This is a genomic window from Bosea sp. Tri-49 (genome assembly GCF_003952665.1).
Taxonomy (GTDB): Bacteria; Pseudomonadota; Alphaproteobacteria; order Rhizobiales; family Beijerinckiaceae; genus Allobosea.
Window position 1 is genome coordinate 2,688,279 of record NZ_CP017946.1, and the last position, 21,780, is coordinate 2,710,058.

Annotated in this window: 21 protein-coding genes and 1 pseudogene; 12 read left to right on the plus strand and 10 right to left on the minus strand. The window is 66.8% G+C overall.

The window, feature by feature from the left end; all coding sequences use genetic code 11:
- Window positions 1–49: 49 nt before the first annotated feature.
- A complete protein-coding gene (locus tag BLM15_RS13220; protein WP_126113190.1) occupies window positions 50–1,462 on the minus strand; it encodes an amidase in 1,413 nt (470 codons plus the stop codon).
- Window positions 1,463–1,476: 14 nt separating this feature from the next.
- Window positions 1,477–2,706: a M20 family metallo-hydrolase gene (locus tag BLM15_RS13225; protein WP_126113191.1), complete on the minus strand. Its 1,230-nt coding sequence runs from the start codon at window positions 2,704–2,706 to the stop codon at window positions 1,477–1,479.
- Between the two features lie 185 nt (window positions 2,707–2,891).
- Between BLM15_RS13225 and BLM15_RS13230 the strand changes: the two genes are divergently transcribed.
- Both BLM15_RS13230 and BLM15_RS13235 read left to right on the plus strand, forming a co-directional pair.
- Entirely contained in the window at window positions 2,892–4,301 is a 1,410-nt protein-coding gene (locus tag BLM15_RS13230) for an MATE family efflux transporter (RefSeq protein ID WP_236846655.1), read from the plus strand.
- Between the two features lie 115 nt (window positions 4,302–4,416).
- Complete coding sequence (locus tag BLM15_RS13235; RefSeq protein ID WP_126113192.1) at window positions 4,417–4,839, plus strand: globin domain-containing protein; 423 nt, start codon at window positions 4,417–4,419, stop codon at window positions 4,837–4,839.
- 6 nt (window positions 4,840–4,845) lie between these two features.
- Here the strand turns inward: BLM15_RS13235 and BLM15_RS13240 are convergent, their stop codons facing one another.
- Window positions 4,846–7,023, minus strand: a complete 2,178-nt coding sequence (locus tag BLM15_RS13240) for a methyl-accepting chemotaxis protein (RefSeq protein WP_126113193.1) — start codon at window positions 7,021–7,023, stop codon at window positions 4,846–4,848.
- 471 nt (window positions 7,024–7,494) lie between these two features.
- Here BLM15_RS13240 and BLM15_RS13245 point away from each other — a divergent pair, with 471 nt between their 5' ends.
- The 3 genes from BLM15_RS13245 (at window position 7,495) to BLM15_RS13255 (ending at window position 10,612) form a co-directional block, all read left to right on the plus strand.
- Window positions 7,495–8,193 carry a L,D-transpeptidase gene (locus tag BLM15_RS13245; protein WP_126116168.1) on the plus strand — a complete coding sequence of 233 codons (699 nt, stop codon included), beginning with the start codon at window positions 7,495–7,497 and terminating at the stop codon, window positions 8,191–8,193.
- A 194-nt stretch (window positions 8,194–8,387) separates the two neighbouring features.
- Window positions 8,388–9,692, plus strand: a complete 1,305-nt coding sequence (locus BLM15_RS13250) for a UDP-glucose dehydrogenase family protein (protein ID WP_126113194.1) — start codon at window positions 8,388–8,390, stop codon at window positions 9,690–9,692.
- 122 nt (window positions 9,693–9,814) lie between these two features.
- Window positions 9,815–10,612: a DUF2076 domain-containing protein gene (locus tag BLM15_RS13255; protein ID WP_126113195.1), complete on the plus strand. Its 798-nt coding sequence runs from the start codon at window positions 9,815–9,817 to the stop codon at window positions 10,610–10,612.
- A 79-nt stretch (window positions 10,613–10,691) separates the two neighbouring features.
- Here the strand turns inward: BLM15_RS13255 and BLM15_RS13260 are convergent, their stop codons facing one another.
- Both BLM15_RS13260 and BLM15_RS13265 read right to left on the minus strand, forming a co-directional pair.
- Window positions 10,692–11,504 carry a L,D-transpeptidase gene (locus BLM15_RS13260; RefSeq protein WP_126113196.1) on the minus strand — a complete coding sequence of 271 codons (813 nt, stop codon included), beginning with the start codon at window positions 11,502–11,504 and terminating at the stop codon, window positions 10,692–10,694.
- Between the two features lie 156 nt (window positions 11,505–11,660).
- Window positions 11,661–13,085 carry a lipopolysaccharide biosynthesis protein gene (locus BLM15_RS13265; RefSeq protein WP_126113197.1) on the minus strand — a complete coding sequence of 475 codons (1,425 nt, stop codon included), beginning with the start codon at window positions 13,083–13,085 and terminating at the stop codon, window positions 11,661–11,663.
- Window positions 13,086–13,216: 131 nt separating this feature from the next.
- On the opposite strand from BLM15_RS13265, the gene BLM15_RS13270 reads away from it, so the two are divergent.
- The 4 genes from BLM15_RS13270 (at window position 13,217) to BLM15_RS32195 (ending at window position 16,194) form a co-directional block, all read left to right on the plus strand.
- On the plus strand, window positions 13,217–13,981 hold the full coding sequence (locus BLM15_RS13270) for a sulfite exporter TauE/SafE family protein (RefSeq protein WP_126113198.1): 765 nt from the start codon (window positions 13,217–13,219) through the stop codon (window positions 13,979–13,981).
- A gap of 65 nt (window positions 13,982–14,046) precedes the next feature.
- A complete protein-coding gene (locus tag BLM15_RS13275) occupies window positions 14,047–14,547 on the plus strand; it encodes a GNAT family N-acetyltransferase (protein ID WP_126113199.1) in 501 nt (166 codons plus the stop codon).
- Window positions 14,544–15,386, plus strand: coding sequence for a DMT family transporter (locus BLM15_RS13280; protein WP_126113200.1), 843 nt, complete (start codon window positions 14,544–14,546; stop codon window positions 15,384–15,386). The genes BLM15_RS13275 and BLM15_RS13280 overlap by 4 nt, the downstream gene beginning before the upstream one ends.
- A 106-nt stretch (window positions 15,387–15,492) precedes the next feature.
- Window positions 15,493–16,194 carry a DUF930 domain-containing protein gene (locus tag BLM15_RS32195; protein WP_126113201.1) on the plus strand — a complete coding sequence of 234 codons (702 nt, stop codon included), beginning with the start codon at window positions 15,493–15,495 and terminating at the stop codon, window positions 16,192–16,194.
- A gap of 16 nt (window positions 16,195–16,210) precedes the next feature.
- Here the strand turns inward: BLM15_RS32195 and BLM15_RS13290 are convergent.
- Window positions 16,211–16,586 (minus strand): annotated as a pseudogene (locus BLM15_RS13290) (VOC family protein).
- 16 nt (window positions 16,587–16,602) lie between these two features.
- Entirely contained in the window at window positions 16,603–17,103 is a 501-nt protein-coding gene (locus BLM15_RS13295; RefSeq protein WP_126113202.1) for a hypothetical protein, read from the minus strand.
- Between the two features lie 84 nt (window positions 17,104–17,187).
- On the opposite strand from BLM15_RS13295, the gene BLM15_RS13300 reads away from it, so the two are divergent.
- Complete coding sequence (locus BLM15_RS13300) at window positions 17,188–17,997, plus strand: AraC family transcriptional regulator (protein WP_126113203.1); 810 nt, start codon at window positions 17,188–17,190, stop codon at window positions 17,995–17,997.
- A 14-nt stretch (window positions 17,998–18,011) separates the two neighbouring features.
- Here the strand turns inward: BLM15_RS13300 and BLM15_RS13305 are convergent, their stop codons facing one another.
- The 3 genes from BLM15_RS13305 to BLM15_RS13315 all read right to left on the minus strand — a co-directional run bounded on the left by BLM15_RS13305 (window position 18,012) and on the right by BLM15_RS13315 (window position 19,484).
- Window positions 18,012–18,431, minus strand: coding sequence for a DUF1801 domain-containing protein (locus tag BLM15_RS13305; RefSeq protein WP_126113204.1), 420 nt, complete (start codon window positions 18,429–18,431; stop codon window positions 18,012–18,014).
- A gap of 37 nt (window positions 18,432–18,468) precedes the next feature.
- Window positions 18,469–18,954 carry a PaaI family thioesterase gene (locus BLM15_RS13310; RefSeq protein ID WP_236846656.1) on the minus strand — a complete coding sequence of 162 codons (486 nt, stop codon included), beginning with the start codon at window positions 18,952–18,954 and terminating at the stop codon, window positions 18,469–18,471.
- Between the two features lie 74 nt (window positions 18,955–19,028).
- Window positions 19,029–19,484 carry a MarR family winged helix-turn-helix transcriptional regulator gene (locus tag BLM15_RS13315; protein WP_126113206.1) on the minus strand — a complete coding sequence of 152 codons (456 nt, stop codon included), beginning with the start codon at window positions 19,482–19,484 and terminating at the stop codon, window positions 19,029–19,031.
- Window positions 19,485–19,700: 216 nt separating this feature from the next.
- Here BLM15_RS13315 and groES point away from each other — a divergent pair, with 216 nt between their 5' ends.
- Together groES and groL are read left to right on the plus strand one after the other, a co-directional pair.
- Window positions 19,701–19,988 (plus strand): co-chaperone GroES, encoded by a 288-nt coding sequence (gene groES / locus BLM15_RS13320; RefSeq protein WP_126113207.1) that lies wholly within the window; start codon window positions 19,701–19,703, stop codon window positions 19,986–19,988.
- Between the two features lie 42 nt (window positions 19,989–20,030).
- Window positions 20,031–21,668 carry a chaperonin GroEL gene (gene groL, locus BLM15_RS13325; RefSeq protein ID WP_126113208.1) on the plus strand — a complete coding sequence of 546 codons (1,638 nt, stop codon included), beginning with the start codon at window positions 20,031–20,033 and terminating at the stop codon, window positions 21,666–21,668.
- Window positions 21,669–21,780: the final 112 nt, after the last annotated feature.

The window sequence follows — 21,780 nt, forward strand, 5'->3', positions numbered from 1 at the left end:
AATGACGCGCGAGCCCACCCAGCCGCCGCAGAAAATTGCGCCCTAAAAACTAAATCGATTTGATCGGCGCGTCGACACGGGCGAAGGGCCGCGCCGCCTCGAAGGCCGCGGCCGCCTGCATCACCAGCGCATCATTGCCGAAGGCCCCGACGATTTGCAGGCTCGCCGGCAATCCGGCCGAAGTCAGCCCGCACGGGACGGCGGCGGCTGGCTGCTGCGTGATGTTGAACGGGTAGGTCAGCGGCGTCCAGCGCGTCCAATCCTCGCCATAACGGCCATGCTCGGGCGTGTTGCGGCCCACAGAGAAGGCCGGCAGCGGCAGTGTCGGCGACAGCAGGAGATCGAAGCGCTCGTGGAACTGCGCCATCTGATAGGCGAGCGCATTGCGTTGGTACAGCAGGGCATCGACATAGGTCGCGCTGTCGATCGCCTCGCCAATCTCGGCGGCCGCGACCAGGCCCGGATCCATCTGCGCGCGCGCGGCCACATCGGCACTGCGCAATGCCAGCGCCGCGCCGGCGGACCAGAGCGTCGTCAGGGTCGCGATCGGGTCGTCGAAGCCAGGATCGACCTCCTCCACCGTCGCGCCAAGCTCGCGGAACGCCAGCGCCGCCGCGTGCGTCAGAGCCGCGATCTCAGGATCGACCAGGGCGTCGCCACCAAGCCGCGGCGACCAGGCGATGCGCAGACCGCGCACGCCGCGATCAAGCTCCGCCATGAAGTCGGGCGGCATGTCCTTGAAGGCGGTCATATCGCGAGCGTCAGGCCGGCCGATCGCATTCATGGCGAGGGCGGAATCGCGCACGGTGCGGGTCAGCGGGCCGAGATGCGCCAGGAACCCCATCACCGAGGCGGGCCAAGCCGGCACGCGGCCATAGGTCGGCTTCAGGCCGAAGACCCCGCAGAAGGCAGCAGGAATGCGCACAGAGCCGGCGCCATCGGTGCCGAGATGGATGCAGCCGAGATTGAGCGCGGCAGCGACGGCGGCGCCCGAAGAGGAGCCTCCCGGGCCGGTCGAGACATCCCAGGGATTGCGGGTGATGCCGGAGAAGGGCGAATCGCCGACGCCCTTCCAGCCATATTCCGGCATGGTCGTCTTGCCGAGGAAGACACAGCCGGCCTCGCGCAGCCGCGCCGTCGCGGGCGCGTCCTGCTGAAAGGGCACATCGGAGGCGATCGCGGAGCCGCGCCGCATCGGCCAGCCGGCAACGCCGAGATTGTCCTTGATCGTCACCGGCACGCCGTCAAGCGGACCGAGCGCCTCGCCTTTCAGCCAACGCGCCTGCGCGGCCTCGGCCATGGCGAGCGTCACGCCCTCCTCGCGGACGACGAAGGCATTCACCTCCGGCTCGAAACGGTCGATGCGGGCAAGCGCATCCCTGGCGACCTCGACCGGGGAGAGTTCGCGAGCGGCATAGAGGCCGCCGAGTTCGGCGGCGGACAGCGAAGCGATGGCGGTCATGACTGGAATCCCCGTCAGGCGTTGGCGGCGCGCCAGGCGGCGCTGAGCAGGACATTGGCGCCGGCGACCATGTCGTCGTCGCTGCTGAGCTCGGCCGGATTGTGCGAGAGCCCGCCGATCGAGGGGATGAAGACCATCGCCGTCGGGCAGAGGCGCGACATCATCTGCGCGTCATGGCCGGCGCCCGAGATCATCCGCCGAATCGGCAAGCCGAACTCGGCGGCGCTCGCCTCAACGCTGGCGATCAGCTCCTCGGCGAAGGGCGTCGCCGGGAAGCGGGCAAGATCGCGGAAGCTGATGGCGATGTCGTCGCGCGCCGATAATTCGGCGCAGAACTTCCGCACGGCCGCCTCGGCCTCAGCCAGTGGCGCGTCCAACGGATTGCGCAGGTCGAGCGTCATCACCACAGTCTCGGGCACGACGTTGACGTTGCCGGGCCGGACGCGGATCACGCCGGAATTGGCGAGCTGGCCCGGGATCGTCTTGGTCAGCTCGTTGGCGAAGATGTTGATTCGCGCCGCGGCGAGGCCGGGGTCCTTGCGATAGCGCATCGGCGTGGTGCCGGCATGGCTCGGCCGCCCCGTGAGAGTCAGCTCGAGCCAGCAGATCGCCTGGATGCCGGTGACTGCGCCGAGCCCGCCGCCCTCGCTCTCCAGCACCGGCCCCTGCTCGATATGCAGTTCGAGATAGGCATGCGCCGGCAGGAAGCCCGGTTGTTCCGCGCCGTGATAGCCGATGCGCTTCAGCTCGCTGCCGAGCACGGCGCCGTCAGCATCGAGTTCGACGTGAGCAGCCTCGACGCTCATCCCGCCGGCCCAGACATAGGAGCCGAGCATGTCGGGGTGGAAGCGCGCGCCCTCCTCATTGGTGAAGGCGATCACCGCCATGTCGCGTTTGGGGGTCACGCCGGCATCGCGCAGCGCCGCCAGCACCTCGACGCCGCCGATCACGCCCAGCGCTCCGTCGAAGCGCCCGCCGGTGCCAACCGTGTCGATATGCGAGCCCATGATCACCGCCGGCCCGTCTTCCTGGCCCTTGAGGATGCCGACGATATTGCCGATCGCATCGACACGGACATCGAGGCCGAGCGCCTTCAGCTCGCCGACCAGCCAGTCGCGCCCCGCTTTGTCCTCATCGGTCAGCGCCAATCGCCGGCAGCCGCCCTCCGGCGTCGCGCCGATTTTCGACAGGGCCGCCAGTCGCGATACCAGGCGCTCCCCATCGATCCGCAGGTTGGTGCTCATTTCGTCGGCTCTCCGCAGGCAGACATGGTTTGGTCGAGATGCGCAGCAGGCAGGAACCGGGCCGCACGCGCAAGAGGCAGAATCAGCGTTGCCGCGCGGACCGGCAGCGCGCCCCGCGCAGGGCGCGGCTCGCCCCGGCGCAACGAGGGCTGTGAAGGAGCAATTTGCCCAGATAAAAGGCAGCGATGTCGCAGATCGCCCTTCCCTACCGGTCGGCGAGCCCCTGGCTCACCGAGGTCAAGGCCATGCTGGCGCTGAGCTGGCCGATGGTGCTGACCAATGTCGCGCAGACGGCGATGACTGCGACCGACGTCGTGATGATGGGTCATCTCGGCCCGGATGCGCTGGCGGCCGGCGCGCTCGCCTCCAATCTCTATATGGCCTTCCTGATCTTCGGCATCGGCGTGATGGCAGCCGTCGCGCCGATGGTCGCGATCGAGCTCGGGCGGAACCGGCATTCGGTCCGCGACGTGCGCCGCACGGTGCGCCAGGGCTTCTGGGTGGCGGCGACCATGGCTGGGCCGATGTGGCTCTGCCTGTGGCAAGCCGAGGCGATCCTGACGGCGATGGGCCAGAATCCGGCGCTGGCGAAAGCTGCCGCTTCCTATCTACACACGCTACAATGGGGGCTCCTGCCCTTCTACTTCTATCTCGTCCTGCGCGGCTTCCTGGCGGCGCTGCAACGGCCGTTCTGGGTCTTCGTGACCGTGCTCTTCGCGGTCGTCTTCAACGCCTTCGCCAATTGGGTGCTGATGTTCGGACGACTCGGCTTCCCGGCGCTCGGCCTGCCCGGCTCGGGGATGGCGACGGCGCTGGCTTCGACCCTGATGTTCGCGGGTCTCGCCATGGTGGTCTCGCTCGACAGGCGCTTTCGGCGCTATCATCTGTTCGGCCGCTTCTGGCGACCGGACTGGAGCCGCTATCGCGCCTTCTGGCGGATGGGACTGCCGATCGGCACGACGGTCGGCTTCGAGGTCTGGATTTTCAACGGCGCCGCCTTCCTGATGGGTCTGCTCGGCCCGACCTCGCTCGCCGCCCATGCGATCGCGATCCAGATCGCCTCGCTGTGTTTCATGGTCCCGATGGGCATTGGCCAAGCCGGAACCGTCAGGGTCGGGCGTGCTTTCGGCGCCGGCGACAGCGAGGGCATCGCCCGTGCCGGTGCGACCGCGCTCGCGCTCGCCACCGCCTTCATGTGCTTCACAGCCCTGCTGATGCTTCTGATCCCGCATTGGCTGGTCGTGCCGTTCCTCGACGCCACCAAGCCGCGCGCCGCCGAAGTGGCGCAGCTTGCCATGCTGTTCCTGTTCTATGCCGCGATCTTTCAGATCGTCGACGGCGTGCAGGTGGTCGGCGTCTCGATCCTGCGCGGCCTGCGCGATACGCGGGTACCGATGCTGTTTGCCGGCCTGGGATATTGGGGAATCGGCCTGCCGCTCTCGGCCGCCCTCGGCTTCCTCACGCCACTCGCCGGCGTCGGCATCTGGATCGGGCTTGCGGTCGGGCTCGCGATCGTCGCGGTGCTGATGCTGGCGCGCTGGTTCGCCCGCGAGCGGCTCGGCTTGACCAAGCGCGCCAGCGAGCAAGCCTCATAGAGTTAACTGCTTCTTATTCGCAAGAATCCGCTAACTCTGGGTTGCACTTCCACGTGAATTGGCGGAGAATCTCCGGAACGATCCCTCATGCTGCAACGCTGAAGGGGGGAAGGTCGTGACGCCGCAGGATATCGCGCTCGTACGGTCGAGCTTTGCGCAGCTGCATCGGCGCAAGATCGAGACGGCATGCCTGTTCTATGAGCGACTGTTCACCACCGCGCCCAGCACACGGGCGCTCTTCAAGACGGATATCCAGGCGCAAGCGGCCAAGCTGATGGAAACGCTGACGGTCGCGCTCGCCATGCTCAACGACCCCGGCGGCCTCAATGTCCTGCTCGCGCGACTGGGCGAGCGCCATCGCAACTATGGCGTCCGGCCGGAGCATTACGAGGCTGTCGGCAGCGCCCTGCTCTGGACCCTGGAGACGTCGCTGGGGGCCGACTTCACCACACAGACGAGGGCAGCCTGGACCGAGCTCTACGGCCAGATGGCGAAGACAATGTTGTCTGCCGAAACACCAAGCCGACGTTCGGCCTAGCGCTTCCTAGAACTCTTCCCAGCCATCGTCTCCGGCGCGGCCATTGGCGGTTTTGCGAGCAGGCCCAGCTGCAACCGGCGTGGGCTCGCGGCGCGGCGCGGCGGCCTTGCTCTGGGCAAAGGCGGCCTCGGCGAGCTGGCGAAGCCGCTCCGGCTCGGAGCCATGGCCGCCGGCGCTGACGGTGGCAGGTTTGCGCTGCGGGGCGACTGCTGCGGGGCGCCCCGACGAACGTGGCGTCGAGCCAGCGACGGCTGAGCGCAGGCTCGGCAGGGCTGCGGCGATCGGCGCGGCCAAGCCAGTGCCGGTGTCCGTCCGGAAGCTCGCCACCAGCGTGTTGAGCTCGCCGATGCGGCCCGACAGCGCGCCGGCCGAGGCGGCGCTCTGTTCGGCAAGCGCCGCGTTCGCCTGCGTCATCTCGTCGAGATGGGCGACCGCCTGGCTCATCTCGTCGATGCCATGGGCCTGCTCGGCGGACGCTGCTGAAATCTCCTGGATCGTGCCGGTGACCTTCTGCGAGGCCGACAGGATCTTCTCCAGCGAGTCGCCGGCCCGGCGGACCAGCTTGACGCCGGTCTCGACCTCGCTGTTCGACGAGGAGATCAGGCCGGAAATGTCCTTGGCCGCCTCGCTGGAGCGCTGCGCCAGCGTACGAACCTCGCTCGCCACCACCGCGAAGCCCTTGCCGGCATCGCCGGCGCGGGCGGCTTCCACCGCTGCGTTCAGGGCGAGCAGGTTGGTCTGGAAAGCGATGTCGTCGATCACGCGGATGATGTCGGAGATCTTCTTCGAGGCCTCTTCGATCCTGGCCATGGCCGCGACGGCTTCACCGGCGATGGCGCCGCCATCCTGCGCTGCCTTCATCGCCTCCTCGGCGATCGCAGCGGCCTGGCGGGCGCCTTGGGCCGAGGCCTTCACCGAGGCGGCCAGCTCTTCCGTCGTCGCCGCGGTTTCCTCGAGCGACGAGGCCTGCTCCTCGGTACGCTTCGACAGGTCGTCGGCGCCCATGTTGATCTCGCGCGCCGCCATGCCGACCTCAGAAGACGTCAGCTGGATCGTCCGAACCGTCGTGGCCAGGCGCTCTATCGTCTCGTTGACCGCGCCCTTCAGCTCGGCAAAGCGTCCGTGGTAGGCCGTCGGCACCTGCCGGGTGAGGTCGCCCGTCGCCAGCGCCCGCAATACGTCGACGAACTCGGTCGTGGCATTGTCGACCACGGCGTTGATCTCGTTGATGCCGGCGACCAATTTCTGCATCTGCTCGTCGGCATCTTCGATCTGAAGCCTCGCGGAAAAATCGCCTGCCGCCGCAGCCGCGACAACCTCCCCGACATCGGAGACAACGGACGCCATCGCATCAGCCGAGCGGATCCGCGCCGCCGAGGCGGCACGCTCCTGCTCCTGCAGCAGCGCAACCTGCTCCGTGCTCTGCCTCAGCACGGCAACGGCGCGCGCCATCTCGCCGATCTCGTCCTGCCGCTTGGTGTGCGGGACCGCGATGTCAGTCTCGCCGGCGGTGAGGCGGCTCATGCTGCCACCAAGGTCGAGCAGCGGGCGGGTGATCGAGCGTTGCGCGAACAGCACCGCCGCGGCAATCGAGGCAATCAGCGTCGAAAGCAGTACCGAAGGCAGAATCCACTGGATCTGGCGCGTGAAATCGGCCGCCTCGGCGGCGAGCCTGCTGCCCACCTCCTCATTGCGCTTGCCGAAGGCGACCAGCTGGTCGTTCAGCGCCTTTCGGTTGGCCCGGTTCAGGTCGTTATTGCCCTGCTGGTTGGCGGCGGCCGTTGAGACCTCGCGACCGAGCCGGATCGTCTCGCTGCGGAAGGCAATGAATTCCTCGACCGATTTCTGCAGCTTGAGCGCGGTCTCGCGTTCTGCCGCCGGCACCAGCGCGACCAGATCGGCGGCGAGCTTGCGCATCACCGGGAAACGCGCCTCCTTCGGCTTGGCGAAGGCCTCGGCCTCCTTGGCATCCTTCGACATGTAGATGCCGCGGGAATCCATCACCACGGCGAAGACCTGCGTGTTGATCCGTTCGGTCACCAGCGCGATCTCGCCCTGGATGTCGGAGCGCGCGTTGAGGTCGCTGGAGCGCGAAAGAGCATAAAGGCTCAGGGCCGCCGAGAGGATCGCGCCCACGGCGACGATCGCAAGCATCGCCAAGACCTTGAAGCGGATCGATTTCATGTTCTTGCTCGTGCTTCCGCACGGTCGAAGACGTGACCGGCGCTTAAACTTTCGGCATGACCAGGCACCGAAGCCGATGGGGCTTAAAAAGCTTTGCCGCGAACGGTTAAGGGCCCTTTAAATTCCTTACCCACCCCTTTGCGCATCGATGAAAAACGCAGCAAAAGACTAACTTTTGCGCTCATATTTTTGTTTTATGCACGCACCGATAGCAATGCGCTGGTCATGCAGTGCCAGCATGTCGCACTGTGGCATTCGAGCCACGCTGCGCGCCGGCCATAATTCTGCCACATGCTTTTCACCCCGGCGCCACGCCCAGCCGTGAAGTGGAAAGGGTCAGCCGACGAGAACTCATTGGAACTTGTCGGCAATTCGCATGTTTCCGCTGCCAGCCGTCCCACAAAGAGCCGAGTAATGTCCTCCCCCCTGCCTGACGCTTCCGCCACCTGTTCCCGTCGCCGCTTCCTGACGATGGCTTCGGCCTTCGTCCCCGTCGGCTTGGCCGGCTGTGTCACCGGACCGCAGCAGCCCTTCGAGGCGCGCACGCCGACCCATCAGAACGCCGCCTTCCTGTCGATGTATGACGAGCGGCCGGACGAGAGGCATCCGCTGCCGGCGACCGACATCGATGACGTCGACACGCGCTTCCTGCGCCAGGAGGTCAACTACCGGACCTCGGAAGCGCCAGGCACGGTCGTGGTCGATACCTCGGCCCGCTTTCTCTATCTGGTCCGCGAGAACGGCCGCGCCATCCGCTACGGCATCGGCGTCGGCAAGCAGGGCATGTCCTGGCGCGGCCGCGCTACCGTCGCCCGCAAGGCGGAATGGCCGCGCTGGACCCCCACCGCCGCCATGATCGCCCGCGAGCCGGAGCGGAACGCGCGCTGGGCCGGCGGCATGGCGGGCGGGATCGAGAATCCGCTCGGCGCGCGCGCCCTCTACCTCTACCAGGGCAACCGCGACACGCTCTACCGCATCCACGGCACGAGTGAGCCCTGGTCGATCGGCAAGGCCGTGTCCTCGGGCTGCATCCGCCTGTTCAATCAGGACATCATCGACCTGCACAGCCGCGTTCCGACCGGCACCACAGTGGTCGTGCTGAACCGCAATCCGATCTCCGAGCCGGAGCTCGACGAGACCGACGCGCCGCTGCCGCCGGACGATATCTGAGATCTAGTCCCTCCCACCCGGTCTACCCCGAAGGCAGCTTTGCAGCTGCCTTCGGCCATGTCGTCACGACGGCGTTACCCACGATCCCCATATGGCGCGGAGAGCCGATGCGCGCGGCAGCGATTTGCCTCGGCGCAGTTTTGCGATACGCCCTGCGGGCCGGCAGGCCGCCGGCCGGATGGTGAGAACGCCAGATGCGCGTGACGATGATCGGTTCAGGCTATGTCGGCCTGGTCTCTGGAGCCTGCTTCGCCGATTTCGGCCATGAGGTGACCTGCGTCGACACCGATGCCAGCAAAATCGCGGCGCTGAAGCGCGGCGAAATCCCGATCTACGAGCCCGGCCTCGACGACCTTGTCGCCAACAATGTCCGCTCCGGACGGCTCTCCTTCACCACTGAACTCGCCGGTCCCGTCGCGGCTGCCGATGCCGTCTTCATCGCCGTCGGCACGCCGTCGCGCCGCGGTGACGGCCACGCCGACCTCTCCTATGTGCATCAGGCGGCGCGCGATGTCGTCGCGGCGATCGAGGGCTTCACCGTCGTCGTCACCAAGTCGACCGTTCCGGTCGGTACCGGCGACGAGGTCGAGCGGATCATGCGTGAGACCCGGCCGGACGCAGACTTCGCTGTCGTCTCCAATCCGGAATTCCTGCGCGAGGGCGCCGCGATCGCGGACTTCAAGCGACCGGACCGCATCGTGATCGGGACCGAGGACGATCGTGCCCGCAAGGTGATGGAGGACCTTTATCGGCCGCTCTATCTCAACGCCGCGCCGCTGTTGTTCACCACGCGGCGGACCTCCGAGCTGATCAAATACGCCGGCAACGCCTTCCTCGCCACCAAAATCACCTTCATCAACGAGATCGCCGATCTGTGCGAGCGGGTCGGCGCCAATGTCCAGGAGGTGGCGCGCGGCATCGGCCTCGACAACCGCATCGGCGGCAAGTTCCTGCATGCCGGCCCCGGCTATGGCGGCTCCTGCTTCCCGAAGGACACGCTCGCTTTGATCAAGACGGCGCAGGACATGGAGAGCCCCTTGCGCCTGGTCGAGACGGTGGTCGCGGTCAACGACCAGCGCAAACGGGCGATGGCGCGCAAGGTGATTGCCGCCTGCGGCGGCTCGGTCAGGGCCAAGCGGATCGCCATCCTCGGCCTCGCCTTCAAGCCCAACACCGACGACATGCGCGAGGCGCCGTCGCTGTCGATCGTGACGGCGCTGCTCGACGCCGGCGCCGAGGTCATCGCCTACGACCCCGAGGCGATGGCCAGCGCCAAGGCGCTGATGCCCGAGATCACCTACGCGCCCGACGCCTATTCCTGCCTCGATGGTGCCGATGCGCTGGTGATCGTGACCGAATGGGACGCCTTCCGCGCGCTCGATCTCGACCGCGTCAAGACAGCGCTGCGGCATCCCGTCGTGGTCGACCTGCGCAACATCTACCGCTCCGGCGAGATGCACGAGCGCGGCTTCACCTATGTCAACGTCGGCAACGCCTGAAGGCAGGTCTTTTTCGGCGCAACAGAAAGGCGCCGAGGCACCGCCTTGATAGCGTCATAAGCCGTCACCACCTTTCGATGCGACAGGGCGACCGCCTTGTCCAACATCGAGAGGAGATGACGATGACGCCGCAAGAACGCGACGTGATCGCCGGGATTTTCGACCGCCTGCGTCAGGCGGCCAACCAGCCCCGCGACCCCGAGGCTGAGCGTTTCATCGCTGACCGCCTCCGCGAGCAGCCCTATGCCGTCTATGCGATGGCGCAGTCGGTCTATGTGCAGGAGCAGGCGCTCACCAGCATGCAGGGCCAGATCGAGCAGTTGCAGGCCGAGGTCGAGCAGTTGCGCAATCAACCGCCTGCACCGGCTCCAGCCCAGCAATCCGGCGGCTTCCTGTCGGGCATCTTCGGTGGCGGCTCGAGCCAGCCGGCCCGCAGCGGCTCGGTGCCATCCTTCCCGCAGCGCGGCCAGCCGCAACCGGCCTCCCCGCCCTGGGGCGGCCAGCCGGGCAACCAGGGCATGGCGCCGCAGCAGGGCACGGCCGCTGCACCCGCACCCGGCACCTGGCAGAACCAGCCGGCGCAGCAGCCCCCGGCTCGCGGCGGCGGCGGCTTCATGGCGAGCGCGCTGACAACGGCGGCTGGCGTTGCCGGCGGTATGGTCGCCGGCAACATGCTGATGAACGCCCTCGGCGGCAACAAGAGCGCAGCGAGCGAGGCCAAGCCGGCCGAGGCGAGCACCGCGCAGAACAAGGACGCCTCGCAGAACAGCGATGCGGCCAAGGATACCCAGACGGCGGCCGACCAGCAGCCCGCGGCGGAGCCGCAGCAAGCCCAGCCGGAGCCCACCTATCAGGACGCCAGCTATGACGACGGCAGCTATGATGACAGCTCCGGCGGCGGGGACGACGACTGGGCCTGAGACCTAAGCACAGTTCAGAAATGACGAGACCCGCCTGGCGACAGGCGGGTCTTTTTCTTTGCGCGCCGTCTCGCGCTCCTCAGATCACAAGGACCTTCGCGCCGACGCGCACGCGCTCGTACAGGTCGACCACATCGTCGTTGTTCATGCGGATGCAGCCGGAGGAGACGGCCTGGCCGATGGTGTTCGGCTCGTTGGTGCCGTGGATGCGATAGAGGGTCGAGCCGAGATACATGGCGCGCGCCCCCATCGGATTCTCGGGGCCGCCGGCCATGAAGCGCGGCAAATCGGGCCGGCGCTTCAGCATCTCCGCCGGCGGTGTCCAGCTCGGCCATTCGGCCTTGCGTGTCACAGATTTCATGCCAGCCCATTCGAAGCCGGGACGGCCGACGCCGATGCCGTAGCGCAGGGCACGCCCGCCGGGCTGAACCAGGAAGAGGAAGCGGCGCGGCGTGTCGATGATGATGGTGCCCGGCTTGTGCGGGCCGTCATAGGCGACCTCCTGCTTCTGGAAGCGCGGATCGAGGGTGCGGGCGATCGGCCGATCGGCCGGCATCGGCTCGCCGAGCGCAGCGGAGCGACGCTCCCGGCGCGGCTCCATCGGGTCGCCCTGGATCGGAACCGGCGCCTCATAATCGGAGAGGCGACGCATCGCCGGCTGCTGGCCATAGGCGCCGCGCTGCGGCCGGTTGTAGACGGCGCCGCCCCGGCCATAGCTGGGGTCCTGCCCCGTCATCAGCATCTCGATGAAACCGCCACCATACTGGCCGCGGGCCGTAGAACTCGTGACCACCGGATCGGCCGGACGCCAATAGGTCTGAGCGTTGGCCTGCCCCGATAGCTGCAGGGCACCGCCAAGGGCGACGAGGGGAACGAAATAGAGCGGACGCATGACGCAACTCTCTCGACACAACAGGCGAGAAGCGTGAGGCGATGCGTTGAAATGAACGGTGAATCGTTGACTCTACCCGACTGGAAACCGGCTTAATCGCTCGAATTCCGCCGATTAACCTTAGCGATCCGCGAGCAAACAGAGTAAATGCTTGGTTCATGCTCTTCGCTTGCGCAGCACGAGCCAGAGCCTCAGCAATGTCCGGCAGCGCGCCACGTCGAAGGCCAGTATCAACCCGCCATAGATAGTGACGCCGAGCGCACCCTGCAGCAGCAATTCCGGCAAAGGCGGGAAGCGTCCGGAGAGCGGCCAGACCACCGCAACCATGACCGCGACCGCGGCAATGATGAAGCCGACATCGCGCAGCTTCGGCAGCACAGGCAAGGACCGTAAGGCGATCCAGCCGGTGATGGCGAGAACGATCAGGAAGCTCACCGTCTGGCCGAGCGCGAACCGCTCCGGCCCGGCCGCATCGGCACCGAAGACGAGCGCGAGATTGGCGGCCAGGCCCGCGCAAGCGGCCAGGGTCACCATGCCGGTGCGCTTGCCCAGCAGAAAGACAGGATAAAGTCCGCCGGCGAAGATCGTGAGCGCGACGAAGCCTGGCAGCAGCAGCAGCATGTAGGCGGCGAAGTGGCCGTGGAACGCTACCGGCACGAGCAGCTTCTCGAAAGCCGGCAGCACAAGGAAGAGGCCGGCCGCCACCGGCAGCGCCACCATCAGCACAATCACGAGATTCTCGGCGATGCGCTTTTGCGCTGCCCGGCGCCCCTTCGTTTCGTCGAGCCGCAGCACCTCGCGCAGCATGACGATCTCGAGCGTCGCGGCGAGCGTGCCGAACAGGCGCAGGCCCATATCGGCCGCGAGCGAGAAATAGCCGGCCTCGGCAAAGCCATAGGCGTCGGCGAGCAGCGAGCGGTTGAGCAAGGGGATCAGCGAATAGATCGCGTTGGCGCCGACGAGCGGCAGTGCGTAGCGCGCGAAATCGAGCGCGAGATCGCGCCGCGCGGCCGACCAGACCAGTGGTGCATCGGCAAGCGACCGGCGCACCGCCAGCAAGGCGGCCATCACGCTGATAACGCCGCCGAACATCACGATTGTCGGGTCGCGCGTCCACCAGGCGCCGCCAACCATCAAAAGCAGCGCTAGCACGTTCTTGACGATGACCAGGCGGGCATAGGCCGCATCGAGGAAACGGGCTCGGGCGATGGCGCCGTGATAGTCGAACAGGCCGGCGCAGATGCCGCCCAGCACCGACGCTGCGACCAGCATGGCCGGCAGGCCGAAATCCACCCCCGCGATGATTGCCGCGACGAGCAGCCCGGTGAGCGCGATGGTCATGCCTGCGCTCAGCACATCGAGAGTCGCCCTGATCTGCGGCTGTTCCTCGCGGCTCTTCTGCGAGTAGAAACGGACGGTGGAGAGCCTGATCCAGTCGAGCAGCGCGGTGTTGAGCACGACGATGATCGCAGCGCCGATGGCATAGCGGCCGAATTCGGCGGGGCCGAGGAAATAGGCGATGAGCAGCCCGAGGGCGAAGTTCAGCCCGGCATTGATCACGAAGGGCAGGAGAACGGTCATGACGCCATCGCGAAGGGGCAGACCAGCTCGGCACCGGCGACGCATGACTGCGCTGATTCCGCCTAATCGCCAAACCGCATGTTTCCAGACGGGCCAGACGTCGCCTTCCGCCATCGCGGCAGGCTAGGCCGATGCCGGGCGATCCGCTGTTCTATCTTGTCGGCTGGGCCACGACCCTGCTCGTCGGCATCGGCAAGGGCGCTTTCGGCGGCGGGCTCGCCATCCTCGGCATACCGCTGCTGGCGCTGGTGGTCGATCCGTTGCAGGCCGCGATCATGGTAGCGCTGCTGGTCGCGGCGATGGATCTTTTCGCCATCGGCAGCTTCGGCGCCTCGACCTGGTCGAAGAAGGACCTCATCTGGCTGATCCCAGGCCTGATCACCGGCATCGCGATCGGCTACGCGGTCTTCCTCATCGTCGATGCGCGCATCGTCACGCTGATCATCGGGCTCGTCACCCTCGCCTTCACGGGCCACTGGTTTTTGCGCGGCCGCGTCGCGCCGCCCGGCCAGCTGCCGGTCTCGCCGCCATTGGCGCTGCTCGCCGGCACGGCCTCCGGCTTCACCACCTTCGTCGCCCATGCGGGCGGGCCGCCGGTAGCCATGTACCTGCTGGCGCGCGGGCTCTCCAAGACCGCCTTCGTCGGCACGACCATCGCCTTTTTTATGCTCGGCAACCTCCTGAAGCTGCCGCCTTATCTGGCGCTGGGCTTAAAGCAGCCGCAGGCGCTCTGGGCCGCGCTCGCGCTTTTGCCGGCCGCGCCGATCGGCGTCTGGATCGGCCGCTGGCTGCACGATCGGCTCGACCAGAAGCGGCTGTTCTTCGCCTGCTACCTGCTGCTGGCGGTCGCGGCGCTGAAACTGACGGCGGACGCCGCGCTGGCATTGCTGCGGTAACGGCATGGCAGGAGCGCGAGCGGCCCATCTTTCCAGAGTCCCGGATTGGCCCTAAGCGATCCATCATGATCGCCCTGCCCATCCTTCGCGACGCCACCGACGCCGATTCGGAATCGCTCGCCGCGTTGATCGCGGCGACCTTCGCCGAATATCCGAACTGTTTCTTCGACTGGTCGGAATTCCCGGAGCTGCGCCGCCCCGCCAGCCACTATGCCGAGAAGGGCGGCAGGCACTGGGTCGCGGACGGGCCGGATGGCCGCATCGTCGGCTCGATCGCCGTCGTTCCGGTGCCCGACCAGAACGCAGTCGAGCTGTTCAAGGTCTATGCCGACCCGAGCCAGCGCGGCAGCGGCCTGGCACAGGCGCTGTTTGCCCAGACGCTCGCCTTCGCCGAGGCCGGTGGCTATGGCGAGATGATGCTGTGGTCCGACAGCAAGTTCACCCGTGGCCACCGCTTCTATGAGAAGCTCGGCTTCGTGCGCTGGCCGGGCGAGCGTTATCTCGCTGACATCTCCTCCACCTGGGAATACCATTTCCGCAAGCCGCTCACCGCAGCGCAGCCATGAATCCCAACACCGCGCTGCGGGCCGCATTCGGTATCGCACTGCTCACCGCGATGGATGCGGTGATCAAGGCGCAGATGCAGCAGCATCCGTTCCTGCTGGCGCTGTTCATGCGCTTTGCCATGGGCGGCCTCTGCGCAGTCGTGGTGCTGGCCTTCCTGCGCCCTGCCTTTCCGACGCGCGCCAGCCTGATCGGCAATATGGTGCGCGTGCCGGTGGTGATCCTGACCGCCGGCAGCTTCTTCTATTCGGTCTCGGTGCTGCCGCTCGCCGAGGCGCTGACGTTGTCCTTCCTCGCGCCTGTCTTCGTCGCCCTGCTCGGGGCACTGATCCTGAAGGAGCGGCTCGACGGGCGCATCCTGCAGGCGCTCGGCTTCGGCCTCGCCGGCATGCTGGTGATGGTCTGGCCGCGCCTGCAGGGCGGCGTCACCGGCGCCGAACTCGGCGTCGCTGCCGCGCTGTTCTCGGCGATCTCCTATGCTTTCAACCTGATCCTGCTGCGCCGGATCGCGGTGAAGGAGCATCCAGCGATCATCGTGCTGTTCCAGAATGCCGGGCCGGCGCTGTGCCTGGCGTGGCCGGCCTATTTCGTCTTCCTGCCGATGAGCGGCGGCGACCTCCTCGCCTATCTCTTTGCCGGCGCGCTCGGCGTCGCCGGGCATCTCTCGCTGACCTTGGCCTTCGCCCGCGCGCCCGCCTCGCGGCTGGCCCCGATCGAATACACGGCGCTGATCTGGGCGAGCCTGCTCGGTTGGTTCGTCTTCAGCGAGGCCCCGCTCTGGACCACCTATGCCGGCGCGCTCCTGATCGTCGCCGGCGCCTTCGCCGTCAGCCGGCGCTGACCCCGCCGCAAAATCGCCTGCTTGGTCGGACTTCTGCACGGAACGCCTTAAGGTAAGCGCCCGCCGCTCATGCCCTCCTTCCGCACCAACGGCGATTGATCAGGGCATGCAGCGCCCCGGCCCCGCTGTTCGCGTCCTTCGCGAACCCGGCCTCGCCGTCGCGCTCTGCCTGCATCTTGCCTTGCTCGGCGCCCTGCTCGCCGTCCAAGCCTTCAGCGGCTTTGTTCCGGTCAGCGAGGCGAGCATCGAGGTCGAGCTGGTCAGCCCGGAGGCGTTGACACCGGCTGCGCCACCGCAAGGCCCAATCCAGCCGCCCGCCCCTCCACAGGCAGCTGAGATCGTGCCACTCCCGCAAGCGGCACCCACCGCCCCGCCTCCGGAAAAGCCGGTCGCTCCGCCCGTTCCACCACCGGCCGAGCCACCAGCGATGATCACGGCCCGGGTGCTGCATTCCGAAAGCGTGCTGGCCAATCCGCGCAGCCGCGGGACGCGCGAAGCGCTGAAGACGCTCGACGCGGCCGAGCGCATCGAGCAGCTCTGCAATCTCGAGGCGATGAGCCAGATCCATGCCTGGAAGGCCGAGTTCGAGCCCGACCGTGTCGTCGCCTTCGCCATGGCCGGCACGAAGCTGACGAAGACCGCCCTGGAAGCGGAGGGCGCCGCCTTCCGCAGCCGCAAGCAATGGTACGGCTTGCGCTTCCGCTGCGAGATGGCAGCGACTGGCAAGGTCGCCGGCTTCCAGTTCCGCGTCGGCGAGGCGATCCCGCGCAGCGAATGGGCGGCGCATGATCTGCCGCCCGAGCATTAGCCCAGCCGCGACTGGTTCAGGCGGGCTTGCCGCAATAGACCTCCAGGCGGTAGCCGTCGGGATCGACGACGAAGGCAGCATAGTAATCGGGGCCGTAGGACTCGCGCAGGCCCGGCTTGCCATTGTCGGTGCCACCCGCCGCCAACGCCGCGGCATGGAAGGCATCGACGCTCTGGCGTGTCGGCGCGACGAAGCAGAAATGCAGGTTCGACTCGCGATCAGGCGGCACCGGCGGAGACGGCGCCGATCCAGAGGCCGACACTCCCCTTGCCATAGCCGAGCGAGCCCTCGTCGGCGCTGAGGCAGTCATAGCCGAGCGCACCAAGCGCTCGATCGTAGAAGCGCTTGGTGCGGGCAAGCTCGTGAACGCCGATTGAGATGTGATCGAACACGGCTCTCGTCTCCCTTTCAAATCTTGATGCGCTTGGCCCGGAAATCGGCCTGAATCTGCCAGCTTGCGCCACCATCGCGCGAGAGGTCGCCGATCCAATGAAACGAGTCCGGCGTGATCTCGGTGAAGCGCCAGCGGATCGCGGTGCCGTCCTCGAGCTTGCCGTGCTGGACGATGTCCTTGCCGTCGGCGCGGCCGACCTGGTGCGTGTAATACTGCTTGATCGGATCGTTCCAGCGGATGTGCCAGGCGTCCTGGCCGGGGTCATAGATGCGCAGCGTCGTACCGTGGAAGAAGCCCGGCAGGCTCCAGACGTCCTGCACGACGCGCCCACCAAGCACCCAGCCGAAACGAATCTCGCCGCTGGCCTCGTGACGTTGGCCATCGTCGGCATGCATCACCGCCTCCATGGTCCAGGCGCCGACGAACTGGCCGTAGAGGGCGAGCTTCTCCGCATATTCGGGCGCCGGCCCGGCGGCGATGAGGGCATCGGCCAGCGTCGATGGCGCTGCTGTCATGATCGGGCTCCGTCTTGATCAGATTGGCTCCAGCTAGACCCAGAGCCCCGGGCCTCGCTTGGGAAAAACTGCTAAACTCGGATCATGACCGCGACCGCTCATCTTCTGGCGTCAGGCCCCGGCTGGCGGGTCAGCGACATCGTCTGCACGGCCGGCCCCGACGACCGTGCCTTCGAGGAAGAGCACCCGCAGCACTGCATCGCCATCGTCCGCAGCGGCTCGTTCCGCTACCGCTCGACGCAAGGCGGCGCCATGCTGGCGCCGGGCTCGCTGCTGCTCGGCAATCGCGGCGCCTGCTTCGAATGCGGCCATGAGCATGCAGCGGGCGACCGCTGCCTCGCCTTCCAGTTCGAGCCGGCCTGGCTCGAAGGTATTGTCGCGGCCGTGCCGGGTGCACGGCAAATGGGCTTCGCGCAGGCGCATCTGCCGCCGCTTCCCGCACTCGCGAGCCTCGTCGCCGCGGCGGAGACCGCTGCGGATGACCCCGAGCGGCTCGAGGAAACCGCGTTGCGCCTCGCCGGCGCTGTGGCGAGCGTGCTGTCAGGTACAAAGCCCGGGGCCGAGGCGCCCAACGGCCGCGATCAGCGCCGGATCACGCGGGTGCTGCGCCATATCGAAGAGCGTTGCGAAGAGGCGCTCTCAATCGACGCCTTAGCCCGGCAGGCGGCGATGAGCCCGTATCATTTCCTGCGCACCTTCCGGGCGCTGATCGGGATGACGCCGCATCAATATGTGCTGCGCACCCGCCTGCACCGGGCAACATTGCTGCTGCGCCGGACCGAGCTGCCGGTCGCAGGCATCGCCTTCGATTGCGGCTTCGGCGATCTTTCGACCTTCAACCGCCGCTTCAAGCGGGTGATGGGCGCGAACCCGAGCGACTATCGCAGAACCTGAGCGGCGTGTGGCGCTCAGCGCCTTGCCCAGCGGTGATAGGTCAGCGCGAGCGCGATGCAGTGGGCCAGTGGCTCGGCCGGCGGCTCGCTCCCGGCAACAAAGATCAGCGCCCGGGTATCTTCGTAGCTGAACTGCACGGGATAGTGGCGCCTGAACGTCTCGATCAGGCTGGTCTGGCAATGGACGTAGAGCGCGTAATGCGTCGCCGAACCTTTGAGCACGTCCGCCCGCAAGGTCGTGCCAGTCCTCGGCCGCTTGGGCAGCCAGGCCGGCTCGCCCCATTTCAGCGTCTCAGTAAGCGGCCCGATGTCAGAATTCCCGGCGGCGACATCGAGGATCGTCTGGCGCAAGCGCAGCAAGGGCGGCCGAAGCGGCTCCGGCAGCGACCGGAATTTTGCCTCGACGGCCTCGTCGGCGAATGGTGCGAATGTCACGAGCCGCTCCTGTTCCGAAGCAGGGGCGGCCGGCCGTTCAGCGCCCCGCTCCTGCCCTCGCGCCAAAAATCATGCAGGTCTCGGTTCCGTGCGCCAACAGCTTGCCCTGCGCATCGACCAGCCTGCCCTCGCTTGTGGCGACCGAACCGCCGCGATGGATCAGCTTGCCCTCGCAGCGCACCGGACCGTTGCCGGGCATGACCGGGCGGACATAATTCAGCTTCATCTCCAACGTGGTGTAGCCCTCGCCGACGCGCAGCGTCGAATGCACGGCGCAGGCCATGGCGGAATCGAGGATGGTCGCTGTCCAGCCGCCATGGATCGTACCGAGCGGGTTGAAGAAGCGCGGCGACGGCTTGCCGACGAAGACCACCCTGCCCTCCTCGACTTCGGCGATATCGAAATCCATCGCATCGGCGAAGGGCGGGCCGGGATGGCGCCCCTCGATCATCCCGCGCAGGAAGGACGCGCCATCCTCCGCGAGCAGAACATCGCGGCTGACGACACCGATCTCACGGGACATATCCGACTCCATCTCTATCGTGCATCTACACGATAGAGATGGAGTCGGATCAAGGTCAAGCGCGCCAGTTCGGCTCAGCCGGCCTGGCGAGCCGCCCGCCTGATCGCTTTCAGATTGTCGCGCGTCTCGCTCCAGCGTTCCTGGCCAAGCCCACCCTCGATCCTGTCCTGCGCCGCGCGCCAATAGGGGATCGCAGCTTCGATCGCGGCGCGACCCTTCTCCGTGACCGCATAGGTCAGCGCCCGGCCCTTGCAATCGACCGGCTCGATCAGCTTCTCGGCTGCGAGGAGTTGCAGGTTGCGGGTCAGCGAGGTCCGTTCCAACGCGAAGCGGTCGGCTAGCTCGGTGACCGAGCGCCAGGCACCGGTCGAGAGTGCCGAGAGCAGCACGAACTGGGTGATTTTCAGGCCGCTCGGCCGCATCGCCTCGTCATAGGCCCGCGTCACGGCCCTTGCGGTCATGCGCACATGCAGCACGACACAGGAGCGGGCGATGTCGTCGAGGTGGAGATCGGGCGCTGGCGTCGTCATCTCGCCACGATAGCCGGTTTAAGGTGCCGCCGCAGCAGGCAGTTGGGCGGCCGGTTGCCGCGTTCACCTTTTGCGCAGCGGTTTCCTTGACTCCTGCAGGCCTCAGGCCTATCTCCGCGACGTCCGTTAGCACTCACTTGGTGAGACTGCTAACAGATCCCTTTCACGGGCCAAACTCGAGCCCGTCCAGAATACGACCGAGAGGAAGACAGAACCATGAAGTTCCGTCCGCTGCATGACCGCGTTGTGGTCCGTCGCCTTGATGGCGAAGAGAAGACCAAGGGTGGCATCATCATCCCTGACACCGCCAAGGAAAAGCCCCAAGAGGGCGAAGTCGTCTCCGTCGGCCCCGGCGCCCGCGACGAGGCCGGCAAGCTGGTTGCGCTCGATGTCAAGAAGGGCGATCGCGTCCTTTTCGGCAAGTGGAGCGGCACCGAAGTCAAGATCGACGGCCAGGATCTCCTGATCATGAAGGAATCCGACATCATGGGCGTCATCGGCTGAACAGCCTGACGTTCCTTCAAGCCCTCAATCAGGAGTAGTCTCATGGCTGCCAAAGAAGTCCGTTTTTCCACTGATGCCCGCGACAAGATGCTGCGCGGCGTCGAGATCCTGAACAACGCCGTCAAGGTCACGCTCGGTCCCAAGGGCCGCAACGTCGTGATCGAGAAGTCGTTCGGCGCCCCGCGCATCACCAAGGACGGCGTCACCGTCGCCAAGGAGATCGAGCTCGCCGACAAGTTCGAGAACATGGGCGCCCAGATGGTGCGCGAAGTGGCCTCGAAGCAGAACGACGCCGCCGGCGACGGCACCACGACCGCGACGGTTCTCGCCGCTGCGATCATGCGCGAAGGCCTGAAGTCGGTCGCGGCCGGCATGAACCCGATGGACCTGAAGCGCGGCATCGACCTGGCCGTCGACGCCATCGTCGCTGACCTCAAGAAGAACTCGAAGAAGGTCACCTCGAACGCGGAAGTCGCGCAGGTCGGCACCATCTCGGCGAACGGTGACGAGTCGGTCGGCAAGATGATCGCAACCGCGATGCAGAAGGTCGGCAACGAGGGTGTCATCACCGTCGAGGAAGCCAAGACCGCCGAGACCGAGCTCGACGTCGTCGAGGGCATGCAGTTCGACCGTGGCTATCTCTCGCCCTACTTCATCACCAACGCCGAGAAGATGGTCGCCGAGCTCGAGGACCCCTACATCCTCATCTTCGAGAAGAAGCTGTCGTCGCTGCAGGCGATGCTGCCGATCCTCGAGGCCGTCGTGCAGACCGGCAAGCCGCTGCTGATCATCGCCGAGGACGTCGAGGGCGAGGCTCTTGCCACGCTCGTCGTCAACAAGCTCCGTGGCGGCCTGAAGGTCGCGGCCGTCAAGGCTCCGGGCTTCGGTGACCGCCGCAAGGCCATGCTCGAGGACATCTCGATCCTGACCGCCGGCCAGATGATCTCGGAAGACCTCGGCATCAAGCTCGAGACCGTGACGCTCAACATGCTCGGCCGCGCCAAGAAGGTGCGCATCGAGAAGGAGAACACCACGATCATCGACGGCGCCGGCAAGAAGAAGGACATCGAGGGCCGCGTTTCGCAGATCAAGGCGCAGATCGAGGAGACCTCCTCGGACTACGACCGTGAGAAGCTCCAGGAGCGCCTGGCCAAGCTCGCCGGCGGCGTCGCGGTCATCCGCGTCGGCGGCGCGACCGAGGTCGAGGTCAAGGAGAAGAAGGACCGCGTCGACGACGCCCTTAACGCGACCCGCGCGGCTGTCGAAGAAGGCATCCTGCCGGGCGGCGGCGTCGCCCTCCTGCGCGCCCTGTCGACTGTCAAGGCGATCAAGACCCAGAACGACGACCAGAAGACCGGCGTCGAGATCGTCCGCAAGGCGATCACCGCTCCGGCGAAGCAGATTGTCGACAACGCTGGCGATGACGGCGCGGTCGTGGTCGGCAAGCTGCTCGAGTCGAAGGACTACGCCTACGGCTACAATGCCCAGACCGGCGAGTACGGCGATCTGGTCAAGGCCGGCATCATCGACCCGACCAAGGTCGTGCGTACGGCGATCCAGGACGCGGCTTCGATCGCCGGCCTGCTGATCACCACCGAGGCGATGATCGCCGAGGCGCCGAAGAAGGACGCCCCGATGCCCCCGATGGGCGGCGGCGGCATGGGCGGCATGGACTTCTGAGGAAGTCCGAGCTCTCAAGCTCGATCGTTACGGAAGGCCCGGCGCAAGCCGGGCCTTTTTCCGTTTGCCGGCGCGTCTTGCAAACGACATCGCTCCGTAAACGCCCTGACTC

Coding starts and splice junctions, on each gene's coding strand:
- BLM15_RS13280 (WP_126113200.1), top strand. CDS start 14,544: ATGAATCCCAACACCGCGCTGCGGGCCGCATTCGGTATCGCACTGCTC.
- BLM15_RS13240 (WP_126113193.1), bottom strand. CDS start 7,023: ATGAAATCGATCCGCTTCAAGGTCTTGGCGATGCTTGCGATCGTCGCC.
- BLM15_RS13250 (WP_126113194.1), top strand. CDS start 8,388: ATGCGCGTGACGATGATCGGTTCAGGCTATGTCGGCCTGGTCTCTGGA.
- BLM15_RS13300 (WP_126113203.1), top strand. CDS start 17,188: ATGACCGCGACCGCTCATCTTCTGGCGTCAGGCCCCGGCTGGCGGGTC.
- BLM15_RS13260 (WP_126113196.1), bottom strand. CDS start 11,504: ATGCGTCCGCTCTATTTCGTTCCCCTCGTCGCCCTTGGCGGTGCCCTG.
- groL (WP_126113208.1), top strand. CDS start 20,031: ATGGCTGCCAAAGAAGTCCGTTTTTCCACTGATGCCCGCGACAAGATG.
- BLM15_RS13295 (WP_126113202.1), bottom strand. CDS start 17,103: ATGACAGCAGCGCCATCGACGCTGGCCGATGCCCTCATCGCCGCCGGG.
- BLM15_RS13255 (WP_126113195.1), top strand. CDS start 9,815: ATGACGCCGCAAGAACGCGACGTGATCGCCGGGATTTTCGACCGCCTG.
- BLM15_RS13265 (WP_126113197.1), bottom strand. CDS start 13,085: ATGACCGTTCTCCTGCCCTTCGTGATCAATGCCGGGCTGAACTTCGCC.
- groES (WP_126113207.1), top strand. CDS start 19,701: ATGAAGTTCCGTCCGCTGCATGACCGCGTTGTGGTCCGTCGCCTTGAT.
- BLM15_RS32195 (WP_126113201.1), top strand. CDS start 15,493: ATGCAGCGCCCCGGCCCCGCTGTTCGCGTCCTTCGCGAACCCGGCCTC.
- BLM15_RS13275 (WP_126113199.1), top strand. CDS start 14,047: ATGATCGCCCTGCCCATCCTTCGCGACGCCACCGACGCCGATTCGGAA.
- BLM15_RS13310 (WP_236846656.1), bottom strand. CDS start 18,954: ATGTCCCGTGAGATCGGTGTCGTCAGCCGCGATGTTCTGCTCGCGGAG.
- BLM15_RS13220 (WP_126113190.1), bottom strand. CDS start 1,462: ATGACCGCCATCGCTTCGCTGTCCGCCGCCGAACTCGGCGGCCTCTAT.
- BLM15_RS13270 (WP_126113198.1), top strand. CDS start 13,217: ATGCCGGGCGATCCGCTGTTCTATCTTGTCGGCTGGGCCACGACCCTG.
- BLM15_RS13315 (WP_126113206.1), bottom strand. CDS start 19,484: ATGACGACGCCAGCGCCCGATCTCCACCTCGACGACATCGCCCGCTCC.
- BLM15_RS13225 (WP_126113191.1), bottom strand. CDS start 2,706: ATGAGCACCAACCTGCGGATCGATGGGGAGCGCCTGGTATCGCGACTG.
- BLM15_RS13245 (WP_126116168.1), top strand. CDS start 7,495: ATGGCTTCGGCCTTCGTCCCCGTCGGCTTGGCCGGCTGTGTCACCGGA.
- BLM15_RS13230 (WP_236846655.1), top strand. CDS start 2,892: ATGTCGCAGATCGCCCTTCCCTACCGGTCGGCGAGCCCCTGGCTCACC.